The sequence below is a fragment of the Acidovorax sp. 62 genome (assembly GCF_002754495.1).
Lineage (GTDB): Bacteria > Pseudomonadota > Gammaproteobacteria > Burkholderiales > Burkholderiaceae_C > Acidovorax.
On record NZ_PEFJ01000001.1, the window covers coordinates 4680407 to 4697405 of the forward strand.

Below are 16999 nucleotides of genomic sequence, written 5' to 3' on the forward strand. Positions count from 1 at the left end.
AGACCCATCCGGGCTGGCGGTAAATCCCGTTACATGCCTGTGCCGGTGGGTGGGATAATCCCCAGCTTCGCCTGCAGGCGTATCAACACTGCCCTTCTTATGATTTTGGTAACTGGCGGCGCCGGCTTCATTGGCGCCAACTTCGTGCTCGACTGGATTGCCAACGGCGACGAGCCCGTGGTCAACCTCGACAAACTCACCTACGCAGGCAACCTGCATAACCTCGCTAGCGTGCAGGGCAACCCCCGCCACATCTTTGTGCAGGGCGACATTGGCGACACCGCTTTGCTCGTGCGCCTGCTGGCCGAGCACCAGCCCCGTGCCATCGTCAACTTCGCAGCCGAATCGCATGTTGACCGCTCCATCCACGGCCCCGAAGACTTCATCCAGACCAATGTCGTCGGCACCTTCAGGCTTTTGGAGGCTGCAAGGCAATACTGGCAAGCGCTGCCAGCTATCAAAAAAGAAGCGTTCCGCTTCCTGCACGTCTCTACCGACGAGGTCTACGGCACCCTCTCGGCCACCGACCCGGCCTTCACCGAAGACAACACCTACGAGCCCAACAGCCCGTACTCGGCCAGCAAGGCCGCCAGCGACCACTTGGTACGCGCTTGGCACCACACCTACGGCCTGCCGGTGCTCACCACCAACTGCAGCAACAACTACGGCCCGCTGCACTTCCCGGAAAAACTCATCCCCCTCATGATCGTCAACGCCCTGGCAGGCAAAAACCTGCCCGTGTACGGCGACGGCATGCAGGTCCGCGACTGGCTGTACGTGCGTGACCACTGCAGCGCCATCCGCCGCGTGCTCGAAGCCGGCCGCCTGGGCGAGACCTACAACGTGGGCGGCTGGAACGAAAAGCCCAACATCGAGATCGTCAACACGGTGTGCGCCCTGCTCGACGAACTGCGACCCCGCGCCGATGGCCAGAGCTACAAGACGCAGATCACCTACGTCACTGACCGACCCGGCCACGACCGCCGCTACGCCATCGATGCCCGCAAGATCGAGCGCGAGCTGGGCTGGAAGCCCGCCGAAACCTTTGACACCGGCATCCGCAAGACCGTGCAGTGGTACCTGGACAACCCCGAGTGGGTGGCCCAGGTGCAATCGGGCGCTTACCGGGAGTGGGTGCAGAAGCAGTATCAGGCTGATCCAGCCGCAAAGGCCTTGGCATGAACATCCTGCTCTTCGGTAAAGGCGGTCAGGTCGGCTGGGAGCTGCAACGCAGCCTGGCCGTGCTGGGCCGTGTGACCGCGTTGGACCATGACAGCACCGATCACTGCGGCGACTTTGCCAACCCCGAAGGTATCGCCGCCACTGTGCGCGCCCTCAAGCCTGACGTCATCGTCAACGCCGCCGCCCACACCGCTGTAGACAAGGCCGAGAGCGAGCCCGAGCTGGCCCGCCTGCTCAACGCCACCACGCCCGGCGTGCTGGCCCGCGAGGCGGCCGCCCTGGGCGCCTGGCTGGTGCACTACAGCACCGACTATGTGTTCGACGGCAGCGGCACCCGCCCCTGGGTTGAAACCGCCCCCCCCGCGCCCCTGAGCGTGTACGGCCGCACTAAGCTCGAAGGCGAGCAGCTCATCCAGCAATCGGGCGCCAAGCACCTCATCCTGCGCACCAGCTGGGTGTATGCCGCGCGCGGCGGCAACTTCGCCAAAACCATGCTGCGCCTGGCGCAAGAGCGTGAACGCCTTACCGTCATCGACGACCAGTGGGGCGCACCCACGGGTGCCGAGCTGCTGGCCGATGTGACGGCCCACGCCATCCGCCACCTGCAGCAGCGCCCGCAAGACGCGGGCCTGTACCACTTGGTGGCGGGCGGCGAAGTGACCTGGAATGGCTACGCAAAATTCGTGATTGAGCACGCCAATAAAGCGCAATCAGCTATGAAAATAGTAGCTAAAGAGGTTGCGCCCGTGCCTACCAGCGCCTTCCCCACCCCCGCCGTGCGCCCCCACAACTCGCGCTTGGACACCACCAAGCTGCAAACCACCTTCGGCCTCACCTTGCCGCACTGGCAAGCAGGGGTTGAGCGCATGCTGACCGAAATCCTGTAAGCACATCGGCTGCGGCGCCCCGTGCGCCTGCACGTACTTCCAAGCCCTTTTACGGACCCGCCCCACATGACCCCATCCACCCCCCAGCGCAAAGGCATCATTCTGGCCGGCGGCTCTGGCACGCGCCTGCACCCGGCCACGCTGGCCATCAGCAAGCAACTGCTGCCGGTGTACGACAAGCCCATGATCTACTACCCGCTGAGCACCCTCATGCTGGCGGGCATCCGCGACATCCTGGTCATCAGCACCCCGCAAGACACGCCACGCTTTGAGCAACTGCTGGGCGACGGCAGCCAATGGGGCCTGAACCTGCAATACGCCGTGCAAGCCAGCCCCGACGGCCTGGCGCAGGCCTTTGTGATTGGCGAGCAATTCGTCGGCAACGCCCCCTCAGCCCTGGTGCTGGGCGACAACATCTTCCACGGCCACGACTTCCATGAACTGCTGGGCAGCGCCAGCGCCCGCACCGAGGGCGCCAGCGTCTTCGCCTACCACGTGCACGACCCCGAGCGCTACGGCGTTGCCGAATTCGACGCCCAAGGCCGAGTCCTGTCCCTGGAAGAAAAGCCCAAGGCTCCCAAGTCCAACTACGCCGTCACGGGCCTGTACTTCTACGACAACCAGGTCGTCGACCTGGCCAAGGGCCTCAAGCCCTCCGCCCGGGGCGAATACGAAATCACCGACCTGAACCGCCTGTACCTGGAGCAAGGCCAGCTCAACGTCGAAATCATGGGTCGAGGCTACGCCTGGCTGGACACCGGCACCCACGAAAGCCTGCTCGAAGCCGGCCAATTCATCGCCACCCTGGAACACCGCCAGGGCCTCAAAATCGCCTGCCTGGAAGAAATCGCCTGGCGCCAACGCTGGATCGACGACGCCCAGCTGGAACGCCTGGCCCAGCCGCTCACCAAGAGCGGGTATGGGCAGTACCTGATGCGGGTGCTCAAAGAGAAGATTTACTAAATTGCCGCTGCCTACCGTTATTTGCATCCAACGCCATTGCCCATGAAAGCCACCCGCCTCGCCATTCCCGACGTTGTGTTGATCGAACCCAAAGTGTTCGGAGACGCCCGTGGTTTTTTCTTTGAAAGCTTCAACCAAAAAGCCTTCAACGAAGCCACGGGAACCCAGCACGAATTTGTGCAAGACAACCACAGCCGCAGCGCCAAGGGGGTGCTGCGCGGCTTGCACTACCAGATCCAGCAACCCCAAGGCAAGCTGGTGCGCGTGGTGCGTGGGGCGGTGTTTGATGTGGCGGTGGACATCCGCAAAAGCTCGCCCAGCTTTGGCCAATGGGTGGCCGAGGAGCTGAGCGAAGACAACCACCGCCAACTATGGGTGCCACCGGGCTTTGCGCACGGGTTTGTGGTGCTCAGCGAGATGGCGGAGTTTCTGTACAAGACCACGGACTACTACGCGCCGCAGTTTGAGCGCTGCATTGCGTGGAACGATCCCGCGCTGGCCATTGACTGGCGCCTGCAGGGTGCGCAGCCGCTGCTATCGGCCAAGGATGCGCAGGGGCTGGCTTTGAGCCTGGCGGAGGTGTTTGACTGAGTTGCCGATCGGCTTGGTCGGCTGGATCGGCTTGGCCGGTTTAGCGGCTGCCTGGGTTGCCGGGCGCGGAGTGCTCCAGCGTTTGCTGTGCAGCCCGGTACAGGGCGTCTGACCGAAACTGCTGGTTCTCCGGGTCAATGGAGAAGATGTTGTGACCGCGCTCCACCCGCTGGCCTTCCCAGCGGGGCTCCATGAAGAATGACAGGAATGCAGCGCCGCGCCGCTGGTGGGCTTGCAGTGTCTTGTTCCACTCGGTGGCATCCATGCCCTTGAGCGGGTGGAACTCTGTCACGCCATAGGCCTCTGGGCCGGAGCGGGGGGCTCGCAAGCGTTGGCGCTGGGCGTACCACGCGCCGAATGAGTCCCCGTAGCTGGCTTCTCCGTACAGGCTTACACCGAGACGGATGTTGTGCAGACCCGCCAGTGATTCCTCGACAGCAAATTTCTGTGCATCCCAACCGGGGTTGGAGAACGGCACGATCTGGTGCGTGTAGGTGGGCACATTGTGTAGGCAGGATGGCTGCACCACTGCTTTGCCAAACGCTTCGATGTACCGCGCCACTTGCTTGGCCCTGAAGGTGTGCCAAAGGGGCACCAAAGGGTTGTAGTAGTAGGAGCTGAGCTGGGCAGGGCTGTCGATATGCGCCTGCCAGGCCGCAGCGGCTGGTGCCGCTTGGGTTGCGGTTTGCGGCAAATGGCCTGTCAAGGGCTGCTCCAACGGGGTGGCTTGTTGTCGGTCCATGATCGCCACTTGGCGGGTTCCCAGTGGGAGCAGGGGGCGCAGATCCTCTTGCAGATAAAAGTCCAGCCGGTGTAGCCCAGCGGGCCAGTGGCGAAAGTCCAGGTCCACCCGCCAGCCTGTGTTGGCTTCGCCAAACTCTGGCTTGGCTTGCAGCACATCCTGGCGGCTCAGGCTGATGGGGGTGCGCCCCGCCAATTCGCCATTGCGATAGACCAGCACTTGGGCGTGGCTGCCTGGTGCGCGGTCCGCACGGAATGCCCAGCCTGATACGGGCAGCACCCCTTGGGCGTAGGAGTCGATGTGTTCATTGAAGTGGGCAAGGGGCTCTGTGCGGATGTCCTTGGACGGGGGGGTGATCGCCTCCCATGAGGCAAAGCTGCCACCCACGGCCTGGTTGAGCGCCTCGATCGTGCCGAATTGGGTGCGCAGAAAGTCCTGAAAGCCTGCTTGCGATGCCGGGCTGTAGTCGGTGACGCGGTAGGGCCCGACAAAGCCCATGCCCTGCTCGAAGTCCGGAAAGTAGTGGTGTACCTCGCCCAGCAGCGTGACCGCGCGGATCTTGCTGCGGTGGCGGGGCTCCAGCGCGCACAAGGCGCCCACCATGGCAGCAGCAGCCTCTCTGCGCCGCAGATTGACGGGGGCTTCGGGGTCGGCAATGTTCCAGTAGTACACCGGCTCGCCGTAGTACTTGCCTGCGGGCATGGGGCCGTCGCGGGTTTGCGCCAGGTTGCGTGGATCGGCAGCCAGAGCCTGTTCCAACGGGGCGTGGGACGCGAAGTGGGTTGCAAACAGGTACACCACCACGGGGCGCTCACTGTCGCGCACAGTGCGCGCCAGTTTGTCCACCAGCGGTTGGTCAATCTGCCAGCCCCCTGCTTGTTCTTTGAAGAGTTGCAGCAGCGGTACGGGCAAGGTGTAGCCCAGCTCCCAGCCCTCCCGCACAGCCGAGTGGCTTACTCCAGCGGTTGTGCGGGTGGATGCGAGTTCCCGCAGGGTGGCCTCTACCAGCGCAGCTGCCGAGCCCTGTGCGTTGCTGCACTGTGTTTGCAGTGAGTCCGGTTGCGGTGCGCTGCTGGCGGGCAGGATGCAGGGTTCGATCACCCCAATCATGGGCGCCAGCACCATGGGCTGCTGGCGGGGTAGTGGGCCGTCAGGTTGGGTGAGATGGGAGTGCAGCCTCCATCCCCCCGCACCCAGTGCTCCCGCCAAGCTGGCTGCCAGCGCACTGAGCCACCAGCCAGAGCGCAGAAGAGAGGGAGAGGTGTTCATGGGCACGTGCGGGCAAAGGTAAAGTTTTGAAATTATGCCCAAATTGGCTTCTGGCGCTTTATTTAAAAGCGTTAGAAGCTATAAAAATAATAGCGTTTATGCGTGTGCTTGCGCCCGGTACGCCTTGTCGCGTAGAGATTGCAAGACCTGGCACAGCCAGCGCATGCAGCCCTGACGAGGCGGCGCAGCTACACTCTGGCCCTTCCACGCTGTTGGTGCCTGCCTGAATTTCCCGCTCCCGGGAAGCGCAGGTGCTAAAAAACCACGGCACGTGATCCTTGATCCGCATGACCCTCACAGAACCCACCTTTGCAAATCCTTTGTCACAGCCCGCGCCTGAGCGTGAGCGACTGGGCGAAATGCTGGTTAAAGCCGGCAAGCTGTCGGCCCGCGACTTGGAGCGCGCCCTTTCTGCGCAGCAGGAGTTGGGCAATCTGCTGGGGCAGGTGCTGGTCCAGTTGGGGGTAGTGTCTGAGCTGGATGTAGCGCATGCGCTGGCCCGTCAGCTCAATATCCCGTTCCTTGCTGTGGATGCGTTTCCGGTAGAGCCACCCGAGGTGCCTGGGCTGCTGTCGGAGTTCCTGCATACCAATGCGGTGTATCCGCTCTCGGTGACGGATGGTGAGCTGGCCGTGGCCATGGCACGTCCGCAAGATGCGTTTGTGCTCAAGGCGCTGCGCCTGTCCACCGGGCTCGCCATCCGCCCTCACCTGGCGCTGGAAGCCGACATTGAAAAAGCCCTGTCCGAGCCGGTGAGCGAGGAGGTGCAGGAAGAGTCCGACGATTTCGACACCGGCAATGATGCGGGCGACTTTGTCGAGCACCTCAAGGACCTGGCCAGCGAAGCGCCGGTGATCCGCCTGGTGAACGCCATCGTCAGCCGTGTGATCGATATGCGGGCCTCGGACATCCATCTGGAGCCCTTTGATGACGGCTTGCATGTGCGGTATCGCGTGGATGGCGTCATCCACAACGCCGATGTGGTTCCCCCTCGACTGAGTGCCGCCGTCAACTCGCGGGTGAAGCTGCTGGCGCACCTGGACATTGCAGAGCGCCGACTTCCGCAGGACGGGCGCATCAAGATGCGTGTGAAGGGCCGCGAGTTGGATCTGCGTGTTTCTACCGTGCCTACGGTGCACGGTGAAAGCGTGGTGATGCGGGTTCTTGACCGTGCCAGCGTGCGCTTGGATCTGGAAAAGATGGGGTTTGAATCCGATCTGCTGGTGCGCTTCAACGCACTGTTGGCCAAGCCGCACGGCATCCTGCTCGTCACGGGGCCCACAGGCTCTGGCAAGACCACTACGCTCTATGCCGCGCTGGCCAAGCTTGATTCGGCCACGCAGAAAATTATCACCGTCGAAGACCCGGTGGAATACCAGCTCGAAGGCATCAACCAGATCCAGGTGCACGCGCAGATCAATCTGACGTTTGCCAATGCCTTGCGCTCTATCCTGCGCCAAGACCCTGACATCATCATGATCGGGGAAATGCGCGACGGCGAGACCGCTCAAATTGCGGTGCAGTCCGCGCTCACCGGCCACTTGGTGCTTTCCACACTGCACACCAACACAGCAGCGGGGGCGATCATCCGCATGCAGGACATGGGAGTGGAGCGCTATCTGATCACCTCCGCAGTCAACGGCGTGTTGGCCCAGCGCCTGGTGCGCACGCTGTGCGAACACTGCAAGGAGCCCTACACCATGGAGCCTGCTCTGATGCAGGGCTCGGGTCTGGAGCGCTTTTGCAAACCCGGCACGCAGGTCTACCGCCCTGTCGGGTGTGAAGAGTGCCGCGGCTCTGGCTACAAGGGGCGCACCGGTATCCACGAACTGCTTGTGCTGGACGAACCCATGCGCCGTGCCGTGCTGGATGGGCGCGATGCCAGCGTGCTGCATGGCATTGCCCTGCAGTCGGGCATGTTGAGCCTGCACGAAGATGGCCTGCGCAAAGTGGCTGCAGGCGTGACCACCTTGGACGAATTGGCCCGAGTGACGCAGGACCAGTCCGATGCCTGATTTTTTCTGGCGAGCCGCTGCCGCAGACGGCAATGTAGCCACTGGGCGGCTGAGTGCTGCCAACGAAGTCGCGGCTATCCGCCAGTTGCGCAGCCAAGGCCTGACCCCTTTGGCCGTTCAGGATGCGGAGCAGGCTGCGCGCACGGGTATGGCACAGGCCGTACAGTCGGCTGCCCCCGTGGCTGGCGAGGGAGGCTTTCGACCTGCCAAGGTGCGAGTCGACAAAAGCCCCGTCAAGGCCAAGGACGTGTTGGCCTTCACTTCTGAGTTGGCCATCATGCTGCGCGCCGGGCTAGCGCTGGACAACGCTTTGCGCGTGCTGATCGAGATGAGCTACAAGCCCGCAGTGGGGGCCTTGCTGCAGGGTGTTTTGGAGGCCGTCAAGGGCGGTACCCCACTCAGCCGCGCCTTGCAAGCCCATCGCGACCTGTTTGGTGACTTCTATATCAACATGGTCCGCTCTGGCGAGGCCAGTGGCCAGATGTCTGGCGTGTTGGACCGGTTGGTGGAGCATCTGGAGCGCCAGCGCGCGCTGCGCGAGAGTGTTGTCTCCGCCACCATCTACCCCGCCATTCTGGTCACGGTGGCCATCATTTCGTTGGTGGTCATGCTGGGCTTTGTGGTGCCCCAGTTTGAAAAGCTGTTTGCCGAGATGGGCGATGCCTTGCCCATGCCCACGCGCATCGTGATGGGGCTTGGTAAGGCCTTCACACAGTACGGTTTGGTCATCGGCATTGCGGTGGTGGGGCTGGGCGGGCTGGTTGGCCGCTGGCTGCGCTCTCCTGGTGGGCGCAGCTGGTGGCAGTCGCGCCTGTTGCGTCTGCCACTGGTGGGTGGTATCGCGCTGAAATACCAACTCACACTTTTCTCGCGCTCGTTGGGAACCCTGCTCGGCAATGGTGTTCCCATGCTCACGGCTCTGCACATCGCTACCGATACGGTGGGCAATGTCGTGTTGCAACAATCGTTGGTGCGGGTCGCCCCCATCGTCAAGGAAGGGGGGCGGGTCGTGCAGGCCCTTCAGTCCACAGGCATTTTTGAGCCCCTGGCCATCAATCTGGTCCGTGTGGGCGAAGAAACGGGCCGCGTGGGCCCCATGATGCTGGAGCTGGCGGCTATTTTGAACCGCGAGGTGGAGACCGGCATCAAACGCCTGCTGACCCTGGTCGAGCCCGTGCTGATTTTGGTGCTGGGGGTACTGATTGCCGCCATCATCGTGTCCATCCTGATGGGGATTCTCTCGGTCAACGATCTGGCGGTGTAGCCCGCGCAGGTTTCCCATTGCATCTCAGTCTTGTCCGTCTTTCATCTGTTTTCACTATTTCGTGCAAGGAGCCTCTTCATGGCAATTTCCCTCATTCAACGCATTCTTGGCAAAACGCCCCGTGCTACGGTGCGTCGCTCCAAGGGCTTCACCCTGATCGAATTGCTGGTGGTGTTGGCCATTCTCACCATGCTGGCAGGTTTGGTCGGGCCTAGGGTGCTGAGCCAGTTGGGCGGTGCCAAGTCCAAGACGGCCAGTGTCCAGATTTCCGATCTCGACAAATCGATGGAGCTGTTCAAGCTGGACGTGGGCCGCTATCCCACGACGGAAGAGGGGCTGGAGGCACTGATGAAGCGCCCAGGCTCCGTCAATGGCTGGAACGGCCCCTACCTCAGGGGTGAGCTGCCCAAAGACCCATGGGGCAATGCCTACCGTTATGCAAACCCTGGTAACGGTAACTTTGAAATCGTCTCGCTTGGCTCCGATGGCGCCCCTGGGGGCGAGGGAGAAGCTGCAGACATCCGCAACAAGCCCTGAGGCCTGAGTCATTTGCATGGAGCGGCCCATTGGGTGCCGTGCAACAGGAGCCGTCGTGTACGCAGCCGCAGCTTTTTCTGACCGGCGCAGGGGCTTGCAACGCCCGGGCGGCTTCACCTTGGTGGAGCTGCTGGTGGTGTTCGCCATCATGGCGCTGCTGGCCGCGCTGACGCCCTTGGCATATGACCGCTTCAAAGCCTCATCCGAATACCGGGACACCGTGCGAACCATGATGGGGCAGATGCGGGCAGCCCGGCAAAAGGCGCTGACCGAGGGGCGTGAAGTACGCTTCTCGCTGGACATGCGCCAGCGCCTGTATCGGGTGGATGGTGCCGCGCCCAAAGTGCTGCCAACCTCATTGGATGTCAAAGCCACGGTGGCGAGCACCGAGACCACCCAGAACGTAGCCGCCATCCGCTTCCTGCCCCAAGGTGGGGCTACCGGCGGGAGCATTGAGATTCTGCGGGCCACAGGTGCAGGCACTCGGCTGCGCGTGGACTGGCTGTCAGGGCGTGTCACACAGGAGGCACTTCTGCCGTGACATCGTCTGCACGCCATCAAGGCGGCTTCACCATTTTGGAATTGCTGGTGGCATTTGCCATCATGGCCATTTCCTTGGGCATGCTCTATCGCGCATCGGGCGGCAGCGTCCGGGCTGTCGGAGACATGGAGCACTATCAGCGTGCCACCGTGCTGGCGGAGTCGATCTTGGCCATGCGCGATGCAATCCCTGAAGAGGGTTGGGCCGAAGCGGGGCAGGTGGCTGGGTTTGACTGGCGTGTGGCCAGTGCGCCCTATCCCACGGAAGTCAACAGCCCTACCGCCACGCCCCTGCACGAAATCCGCGTGGTGGTTTCTTGGCCGCAGGGGGGGCGCATTCGGCAACTGGAATTGGCAACCCTGCGCCCGCAAAAGAAACCCACCCAAGGAGGTGCAAGGCTATGAGACGCGGTGCTTCCTCCTGGCGGCCTCAGGTGCAACTTCGCAGTTCAGGCGGTTTCACCCTGGTGGAAATGCTCGTGGCCATGACCTTGCTGTCGTTGCTGGTGCTTGCCATGGGCTCAGCGCTGCGCGCTACGGCCCAGACGGAGGAGCGTGTGGACCAACGCCTCGCCCGCAACGACGAACTTCGGGTGACATCAGGCTTTTTGCAGTCTGTGCTGGGCCGCGTTTCCGGCCAGCGGCGCGCGGGCATCACGTCGGTGGATGAAAGTCCCTTTCTCTTTCGCGCCGATTCCAAGGAGTTGGTCTGGGTCGGTGTCATGCCTGCCCGCTACGGTGCTGCGGGTCGCCAGTTTTTCCGATTGAGTCAGGCGAACTCTGGTAACTCTGGGGCTCTGCTCCTTCAGTTCATGCCCATGGATGAGCCTGTACTCCCAGCCAATTGGGACGGTGCAACCACCGAGGTGCTGGTGCGTGATCTGACGGATTTCTCTTTGCAATACCAGGATGCTGGGCTTGACAAACCTGAGTGGCAAGCCGCATGGGAATCCAAAGAGCGCGTGCCCACCCATGTTCTGGTGTCGCTTGCCACCCGCAATGGTGGAATGTGGCCTCCCCTGGTGGTGGCCATGCGCCCCTTGATTGGGAGCGATCCATTTGCCGCAGGCATGGCCACATTTGGTGGGTCGCGTTGAGCATGTTGTCTGTGTCGCAATCGTCTGTTGCCTCTCGCTCAACCCGTCGCGCGGTTGGTGGGCGGGTGATCCACCGCCGTGGTGTGGTCTTGGTTGCCGTGCTGTGGATTGTCATGGCGCTTTCCATCATCGTCACCGGCTTGAGCCGTTCCGTGCGCGACGAGGCTCGCATGTTGTCATTGGCGAGGCAAGGTGCCCAGGCCAGTGCTTTGGGGGATGCCGCGATCCAGCTGGTGCTGCAGCAGATGGGCGCGGAGCCGAAGCCGGTAGATCGCATGACCACGGTACAAGTCCAATATATGGGCCAAGAGATTGGCGTGCAGGTCATGCCTCTCAATGGGTTGGTGGACATCAACAGTGCCCAGATTCCTTTGCTTGTGCGTTTGCTGACGGTCGCAGGCGGTTTGGCCGAAGGCGCTGCGACACCGGTGGCTCAGGCCATCGTGGATTACCGTGAACAGCGTTCGGCGCAAGGCGTTCCCCGACGGTTTGAGGCGGTGGAAGATCTCATGCGCGTGCCTGGGGTCAATTACGACCTCTATGCTAGACTTTCTGGCCTCGTTACGGCCGACATACGCAGCAGTGGCATGGTGAACCCCCTGGCCGCGCCGCCTGCGGTCTTGCAGGTGCTGGCAGGGGGCAATGCCGAGTTGGTCAGCCAGATCGACGCTCGTCGTCAGTCGGGCCAGCCGGGGATTGACATGACCGGACTGGATGCTGCCTTTGTTGGTTCAGGAACCGTCCGGCGCTATCGGCTGCAGGCCCGTGTTTCTGCGGCAGACGGCGGCGCCTACTTCGTCACGCGCTACGTGGATATCAACCCTCGTTCTCGCGATGGATTTCCCTGGACCACCTTTCATATGCAGCGCGAGGTTGAGCCCATTCCGCTTCGCTCAAGTCCCTGACAGAAAGATTCATGTCTCTCATATCCTCTGATGCCCGGTTTTTGGGCGTTGATCTTGCCTTGCTGTGGCGTGACATGCGCGAGCCTTGGCGCAATGTCCACCAATGGCCAGTGTTTGCGTGGCTCACCCCTCAACCTGCAGTGCTTTTGCACCAGGCCGACGGTCAGCAGTCGATCTGGGAGGGGGGGCAAAAAACCAGCGCCCGAATTGCTCCGCAATTCTCGGCGGTGGAGTTGCCTGACGAGTATGTTCTTCGCAGATCCTTGCGGCTGCCTGCTATGGCGCATGAAGACGCGATAGCCGCCATGACCCTTGAGGCGCGCAGTGCCAGTCCATTTGATCCTGCTGATTTGGTTTGGGGATACAGCAGTCAGGGCCGAGGTCTTTCAGGAGGGGGGCTGTTGGAGCTCGTCATCGCCTCGCGTAAGCAGGTCGCAGAGTATCTGGCTGCCCTGCCTGCGGGTGTTTCGGCAGCGTTGGCCAAGGCTGCGCCCGAAGTCTGGGTGCTGGGTGGCGCCGGGGCGCCGGCAATACTTTCTGGTTACGGCGAGACTGCCCGCGAAGCCTTTTGCGCGCGCCGCCGACGCTGGGGCTTCATGCTGCTGGCCGGACTGGCGCTAGGGGCCGCGGTGATTGCAGTCACGCCCTCCATTCAGTTGCGCGCGCGTGCGATGGACGCTGCTGCTGCCTATGAAGATATCGCTGCGAAGTCGGCCTCGGCCGTTCGGCAGCGAGAGCAGCTCATGGCTTCGGTCGATTCATTGGGTGCGCTGGCAGAGTTGACCAATGGACGCATCGAGCCTTTGTTGGTGCTTGACAAGCTGACGCAAGTGCTGCCCGACGATGTGGCGCTACAAAGTTTCAAGCTCCAAGGAAATAAGCTTTCTTTTGGTGGGCAGACGGGCAATGCTTCTGCTCTGATGCAGCTGCTGGGAGAAGTGCCGGGCTTTAAAGAGGTGCACGCGCCCACGGCGGCAACCCGTTTTGGAATCACCGGGAAAGAGGTGTTTTCCGTGGAGTTGGTGCTGGATCCGGAGGTGTTCGGTATCAAGACGGTGCCCTTGGCAGCACCTGCGGGATTGGGTAGCGCAATGGCGCCATCGCCAGATACCAGTGCGTCGGCGCCTGTGGAGGCTGCCTCTGCTCCTGTGCAACCTGCGTCGGCTGCATCGCTTGCTGCCAGCAATCCTCAGGCTGCAGCCGGTGTACAGCCGCCTGTACCTGTGCCTAGTGGCTCAACGGGGGCGAGTGGAGGGGCCACTTTTGGTGGGGGTGCTACGTTTGGCGGTCGGGCTACAGTCGCTGCGCCGACACCGGCGGCCTCGTCTCCTGCGACGGCCCCCGCACGCAAAGGGGGGCAGCCATGAACATGCAGAAAAACCGCCGCCAGCTCGCCTTATTGGTCAGTCTGCTGCTCGTTTTGGCGCCGCTGGTGGCGCTTGGGCTCTATGTCTATGAAAAGCACCAAGGCGCCAGTGCCCGTTTGGAGCAATTGGAGCCACGTTACGCGCGTCTGAAGGGGCTTGCTGCCCAAGAGTCCGATATTGCTCTTTTGCTGGAGCATGTCCGCAAGGCGGGCGATCAGTACGTGTACCCAGCTTCTCAGGATGCGGCGCAGGCTGGAAATGCTGCGCAGCAGCGCATCCGCGAGATCCTTACCGCCGCAGGTCTGCAGATCAGCAGCAGCCAAGTCTTGCCACCCAAGCCTGAGAAAGGTTTTGAGCGCATTCCTCTGTCTTTTCGTGCAGAAGGTGAGCTGTTGGCCCTTGAAAGCGCCTTGGCGGTGCTCTCCACTCAGTTGCCCCTCATTCTGATCCAGGACATGGAGGTTCAGCCGATAGGGGGGCTGCAAACCCTTCCTGCCGGTGTATCGCCGCGTTTGGCTGTGCAGTTCAGTTTCAGTATTTTGCGGGGGCAAAAATGAGGCGTAACGCACTTGCACTGCTTGTGGTGCTGAACCTGTCGCTGCTGGGCGCTATCTGCTGGATTTGGATCACGCCTGGGGGAGAGCTGCGCAACATGCAGTGGCAATCCCCTTCGTCTGTCAAAGTAGACCTGCATGCGCTGCTTCCGTCTTTGCCGGGACCCGGCCAGAGTGACACCAGCCAGTTCTTGCGTATGCTTGAGCGGCCGCTTTTTTCTGTGACCCGGCGGCCTCCCCCGCCTCCACCTCCGCCCAAAGTGGAGTCCCCCGAGCCCGTCAACTGGTTTGCTCAGGCAAAGCTCACTGGTGTGTATGAGGGGCAGGCGGGGGGCGGCATCATCATCTTCTATGAAGGCAAAGATCGCAGGGTTGCACTCAATGGTTATTTGGATGGCTGGAAGCTGCAGTCCGTCAGTGGTGCACAGGCCTCTTTTGAAAAGAGTGGCCAGACCCGTGTAGTTCCGTTGCAGCGAGCAGCCCTTGCCACCTACTCGGGGTTGCCGCAAGCGCGGCCAGCTGCTGTTCCACCCAGAGAGGGCGCAGGGCGAGATGCGGCGGCACAGCAGCCACCTGCACCGCCACCGGCAGCGGGCTCCAATGCCGCTCCCGAGAATCGTTCTCGTGCCGTTTTTGGTGGGTCGCGCTGAGTGCGTCGCCCACATTCAACCCGTTTTTTACGATGAACTCTTCACGCTACGTACTTGCCGCTTCTGTCATTGCAGCCTGTCAATTGGCTCAGGCGCAGCCCGTGCCCACTACCCCTGCGGTCAGTGCTCAGCCTGTACCGCAGTCTTCCTCTGCCCCCCAGCCGACATCGCAAACGCCGCCCGAAAAGCCGCGCGTTGCTGGGGAAAAGGCCGCGGTAGATGGAAAGCCTGCTCCTGAGTCCCTTCCAGAGGCGGAGCCACGCATCATCAGAGGGAGCGGCCAAGTCATTGCCGCTCCCAAAGCCGTCGCTGCGGTGAGTGGCGCACCCGTCTCCTTTCGTTTTGAGGAGGCTCCAGTCGCTGAGGTCATCCGCACTGTGTTGGGTGACATTCTGGGGGTGGACTATGTGATGCACCCACCGCTGCAAGGCACGGTGACTTTGGCAACACGCAACCCCATCGCCCCAGACCAAGCGGTGTTTTTGCTGGAGAGTGCGCTCCAGGCCAATGGCTTGGCACTGGTGCGTGATGCGCGTGGAACCTTTCATGCGGGCCGAGCCGATGCGCTCAAAGGAATATCGGGTTCTGTGAGGCAGATGGGAGGCAGCAGTCCTGTGATTGCGCCTGGCTATGGCGCCGTCATTATTCCGTTGCAGTACATCGGTGCCGCGGAAATGGCCTCCATCTTGCGCCCCATGGTGTCTGCGGATGCCTTGGTGCGGGTGGATTCCGTGCGCAATCTCCTCGTGATGATGGGGACGCGTACTCAGGCGGAAGGCTGGATGGAACTGGTTAATACCTTCGATGTGGATCTGCTAAAGGGCATGTCGGTCGGGGTGTTTCCCCTGAAGTACGCATCCGTCAAGGAGGTTGAGGCGGCCTTGCGCTTGGTAAGCGGTGGTGGAGTTGCTTCTGCACCAGCCACAGCCACTGGGGTATCTGCCGCTGGTGGCGCTCTCTCTGCCGCAGGTGGAGGTACGGCTGCGTTGGGGGAGGGTAACCCGCTATTTGGTGCGTTGCGCATCATGCCCATTGAGCGGATCAACAGCATCCTCGTCGTGACGCCGCGTGCGTCTTATCTTGAAGAGGCCAAGCGCTGGATTGACAAATTGGATAAGCCCAGTGACGGTGGGTCCGAACCCCAGTTGTATATCTATCAAGTGCAAAACGGAAATGCGCGTCATCTGGCGGGTGTGCTGGCCGGTTTGTTTGGTGGCTCCGGCTCTGGTGCAGGCTCTGCCAATAGTGGCGTTGCTCCGGGCTTGGGAGCCACTGCGTCCAATACGTTCGGACAGAGTGGGGTGAGCAATGCATTCGGCGGCAATACCTTCGGGAGCGCCGCTGGAAGCGCCAGCAGCACTCGGCTTGGATCGGGCAATTCAGGCTCCGTCGGCTTGAACAGTTCGAACACTCGCAATACCCAAGGGGCCTCCGGGCAAGCTTCAGTGTCGGCCACGCTTGGCACGATTCGTGTTGTGGCGGACGAACTCAATAACTCCGTTCTAATATGGGGCACGCGCGCCGAGTTCAATAAAATCGAAGCTGCACTCAAGCGGCTCGATTTGCCACTGACGCAGGTCCTGATAGACGCCAGCATTATTGAGGTCACACTCAATGACGACCTGCAGTACGGGTTGAAGTGGGCATTCAGCGGTGACGCTCAGTCGGGATACAGTGGCAGCGGCACGGTCGGCTCCATCCCGGCTCTCGCGCAAGGGTTTACCTACACATTGAAGAATGCCGCAGGCGTGACGAAGGCCACATTGTCCGCGTTGGCTGAGAAGTCGCTCGTCAAGATGTTGTCAAACCCCTCATTGATGGTGCTGGACAACCACACTGCAACCATTACGGTCGGTGACCAAATCCCGGTGGCAACCAGCTCCACTGCTACGCCGACCACCGGTAGCACCACCACAACCACCACGATCCAGTACAAGGATACGGGCGTCAATTTGTCCGTCACGCCATCGGTAACGGCAGGCAATATTGTGGCCATGCAGATTGACCAAACAGTAACGGATGCCGGCTCACCGGACACTAAAACCACTGCAGGCGGCGGCGAGCGGCCATTTTTGCAGCGGCAGATATCCAGCAAGGTGGCCGTACGCTCCGGCGAGTCGATTGTGTTGGGTGGCCTTATCAAGAACAACCAAACCAACAAGAAAAGCGGTGTTCCGCTGCTGCAAGACATTCCGTTGGTAGGGAACCTGTTCACGGAGAAGGTGTCAACTGGCGTGCGCACGGAATTGCTGGTCATCATCACCCCTCGCGTGGTTCGCTCGGATGTGGACATTCGTGAGGTCAGTGAAGACTTGCGGGAGCGCTTGCGAGGGCTCAAAGACATTTCCAGCAACAAAGAGGCAAACCGGCCTCAAGCTGCGGAGCCTTTTGTTCCTGCAACTGCAAACTAATTGTGCAAAAAAGGGCAACCCGCTG

At 61.7% G+C, this 16999-nt stretch carries 16 protein-coding genes; 15 read left to right on the forward strand and 1 reads right to left on the reverse strand.

From position 1 onward, the window contains the following. The first annotated feature begins 99 nt into the window (after positions 1 to 99). The 4 genes from rfbB (at position 100) to rfbC (ending at position 3623) form a co-directional block, all read left to right on the forward strand. Positions 100 to 1182: a dTDP-glucose 4,6-dehydratase gene (gene rfbB, locus CLU86_RS21055; RefSeq protein WP_099742994.1), complete on the forward strand. Its 1083-nt coding sequence runs from the start codon at positions 100 to 102 to the stop codon at positions 1180 to 1182. Then, positions 1179 to 2069, forward strand: coding sequence for a dTDP-4-dehydrorhamnose reductase (gene rfbD / locus CLU86_RS21060; protein ID WP_099742995.1), 891 nt, complete (start codon positions 1179 to 1181; stop codon positions 2067 to 2069). The genes rfbB and rfbD overlap by 4 nt, the downstream gene beginning before the upstream one ends. Before the next feature lie 66 nt (positions 2070 to 2135). Beyond that, positions 2136 to 3032 (forward strand): glucose-1-phosphate thymidylyltransferase RfbA, encoded by an 897-nt coding sequence (gene rfbA, locus CLU86_RS21065; RefSeq protein ID WP_099742996.1) that lies wholly within the window; start codon positions 2136 to 2138, stop codon positions 3030 to 3032. 42 nt (positions 3033 to 3074) lie between these two features. Further along, on the forward strand, positions 3075 to 3623 hold the full coding sequence (rfbC, locus tag CLU86_RS21070) for a dTDP-4-dehydrorhamnose 3,5-epimerase (RefSeq protein WP_099742997.1): 549 nt from the start codon (positions 3075 to 3077) through the stop codon (positions 3621 to 3623). A gap of 40 nt (positions 3624 to 3663) precedes the next feature. Here rfbC and CLU86_RS21075 read toward each other — a convergent pair whose 3' ends face one another. Continuing rightward, the gene (locus CLU86_RS21075; protein ID WP_233195146.1) at positions 3664 to 5634 is read right to left on the reverse strand and encodes a beta-galactosidase; all 1971 of its coding nucleotides are present in this window, start codon (positions 5632 to 5634) and stop codon (positions 3664 to 3666) included. Positions 5635 to 5921: 287 nt separating this feature from the next. Between CLU86_RS21075 and gspE the strand changes: the two genes are divergently transcribed. From gspE to gspD, 11 genes are all read left to right on the forward strand, one after another. Continuing rightward, positions 5922 to 7649, forward strand: a complete 1728-nt coding sequence (gene gspE / locus CLU86_RS21080) for a type II secretion system ATPase GspE (protein ID WP_099742998.1) — start codon at positions 5922 to 5924, stop codon at positions 7647 to 7649. Further along, a complete protein-coding gene (locus CLU86_RS21085) occupies positions 7642 to 8913 on the forward strand; it encodes a type II secretion system F family protein (protein WP_099742999.1) in 1272 nt (423 codons plus the stop codon). Before gspE ends, CLU86_RS21085 begins: the two co-directional genes overlap by 8 nt. A 78-nt stretch (positions 8914 to 8991) precedes the next feature. Continuing rightward, complete coding sequence (gspG, locus tag CLU86_RS21090) at positions 8992 to 9450, forward strand: type II secretion system major pseudopilin GspG (protein WP_099743000.1); 459 nt, start codon at positions 8992 to 8994, stop codon at positions 9448 to 9450. Positions 9451 to 9505: 55 nt separating this feature from the next. Then, entirely contained in the window at positions 9506 to 9991 is a 486-nt protein-coding gene (locus CLU86_RS21095) for a GspH/FimT family pseudopilin (protein ID WP_233195149.1), read from the forward strand. After that, a complete protein-coding gene (locus tag CLU86_RS21100; protein ID WP_099743001.1) occupies positions 9988 to 10395 on the forward strand; it encodes a prepilin-type N-terminal cleavage/methylation domain-containing protein in 408 nt (135 codons plus the stop codon). The genes CLU86_RS21095 and CLU86_RS21100 overlap by 4 nt, the downstream gene beginning before the upstream one ends. Before the next feature lie 29 nt (positions 10396 to 10424). Next, positions 10425 to 11087 carry a prepilin-type N-terminal cleavage/methylation domain-containing protein gene (locus CLU86_RS21105; protein ID WP_233195150.1) on the forward strand — a complete coding sequence of 221 codons (663 nt, stop codon included), beginning with the start codon at positions 10425 to 10427 and terminating at the stop codon, positions 11085 to 11087. Between the two features lie 65 nt (positions 11088 to 11152). After that, positions 11153 to 11992, forward strand: coding sequence for a general secretion pathway protein GspK (locus CLU86_RS21110; RefSeq protein WP_233195151.1), 840 nt, complete (start codon positions 11153 to 11155; stop codon positions 11990 to 11992). 11 nt (positions 11993 to 12003) lie between these two features. Continuing rightward, the gene (locus CLU86_RS21115) at positions 12004 to 13359 is read left to right on the forward strand and encodes a PilN domain-containing protein (protein ID WP_099743003.1); all 1356 of its coding nucleotides are present in this window, start codon (positions 12004 to 12006) and stop codon (positions 13357 to 13359) included. Further along, a complete protein-coding gene (gspM, locus tag CLU86_RS21120; protein ID WP_099657824.1) occupies positions 13356 to 13916 on the forward strand; it encodes a type II secretion system protein GspM in 561 nt (186 codons plus the stop codon). The genes CLU86_RS21115 and gspM overlap by 4 nt, the downstream gene beginning before the upstream one ends. A gap of 23 nt (positions 13917 to 13939) precedes the next feature. Beyond that, positions 13940 to 14563, forward strand: coding sequence for a hypothetical protein (locus tag CLU86_RS21125; RefSeq protein ID WP_233195152.1), 624 nt, complete (start codon positions 13940 to 13942; stop codon positions 14561 to 14563). 32 nt (positions 14564 to 14595) lie between these two features. Then, complete coding sequence (gene gspD / locus CLU86_RS21130; RefSeq protein ID WP_099743005.1) at positions 14596 to 16974, forward strand: type II secretion system secretin GspD; 2379 nt, start codon at positions 14596 to 14598, stop codon at positions 16972 to 16974. Positions 16975 to 16999: the final 25 nt, after the last annotated feature.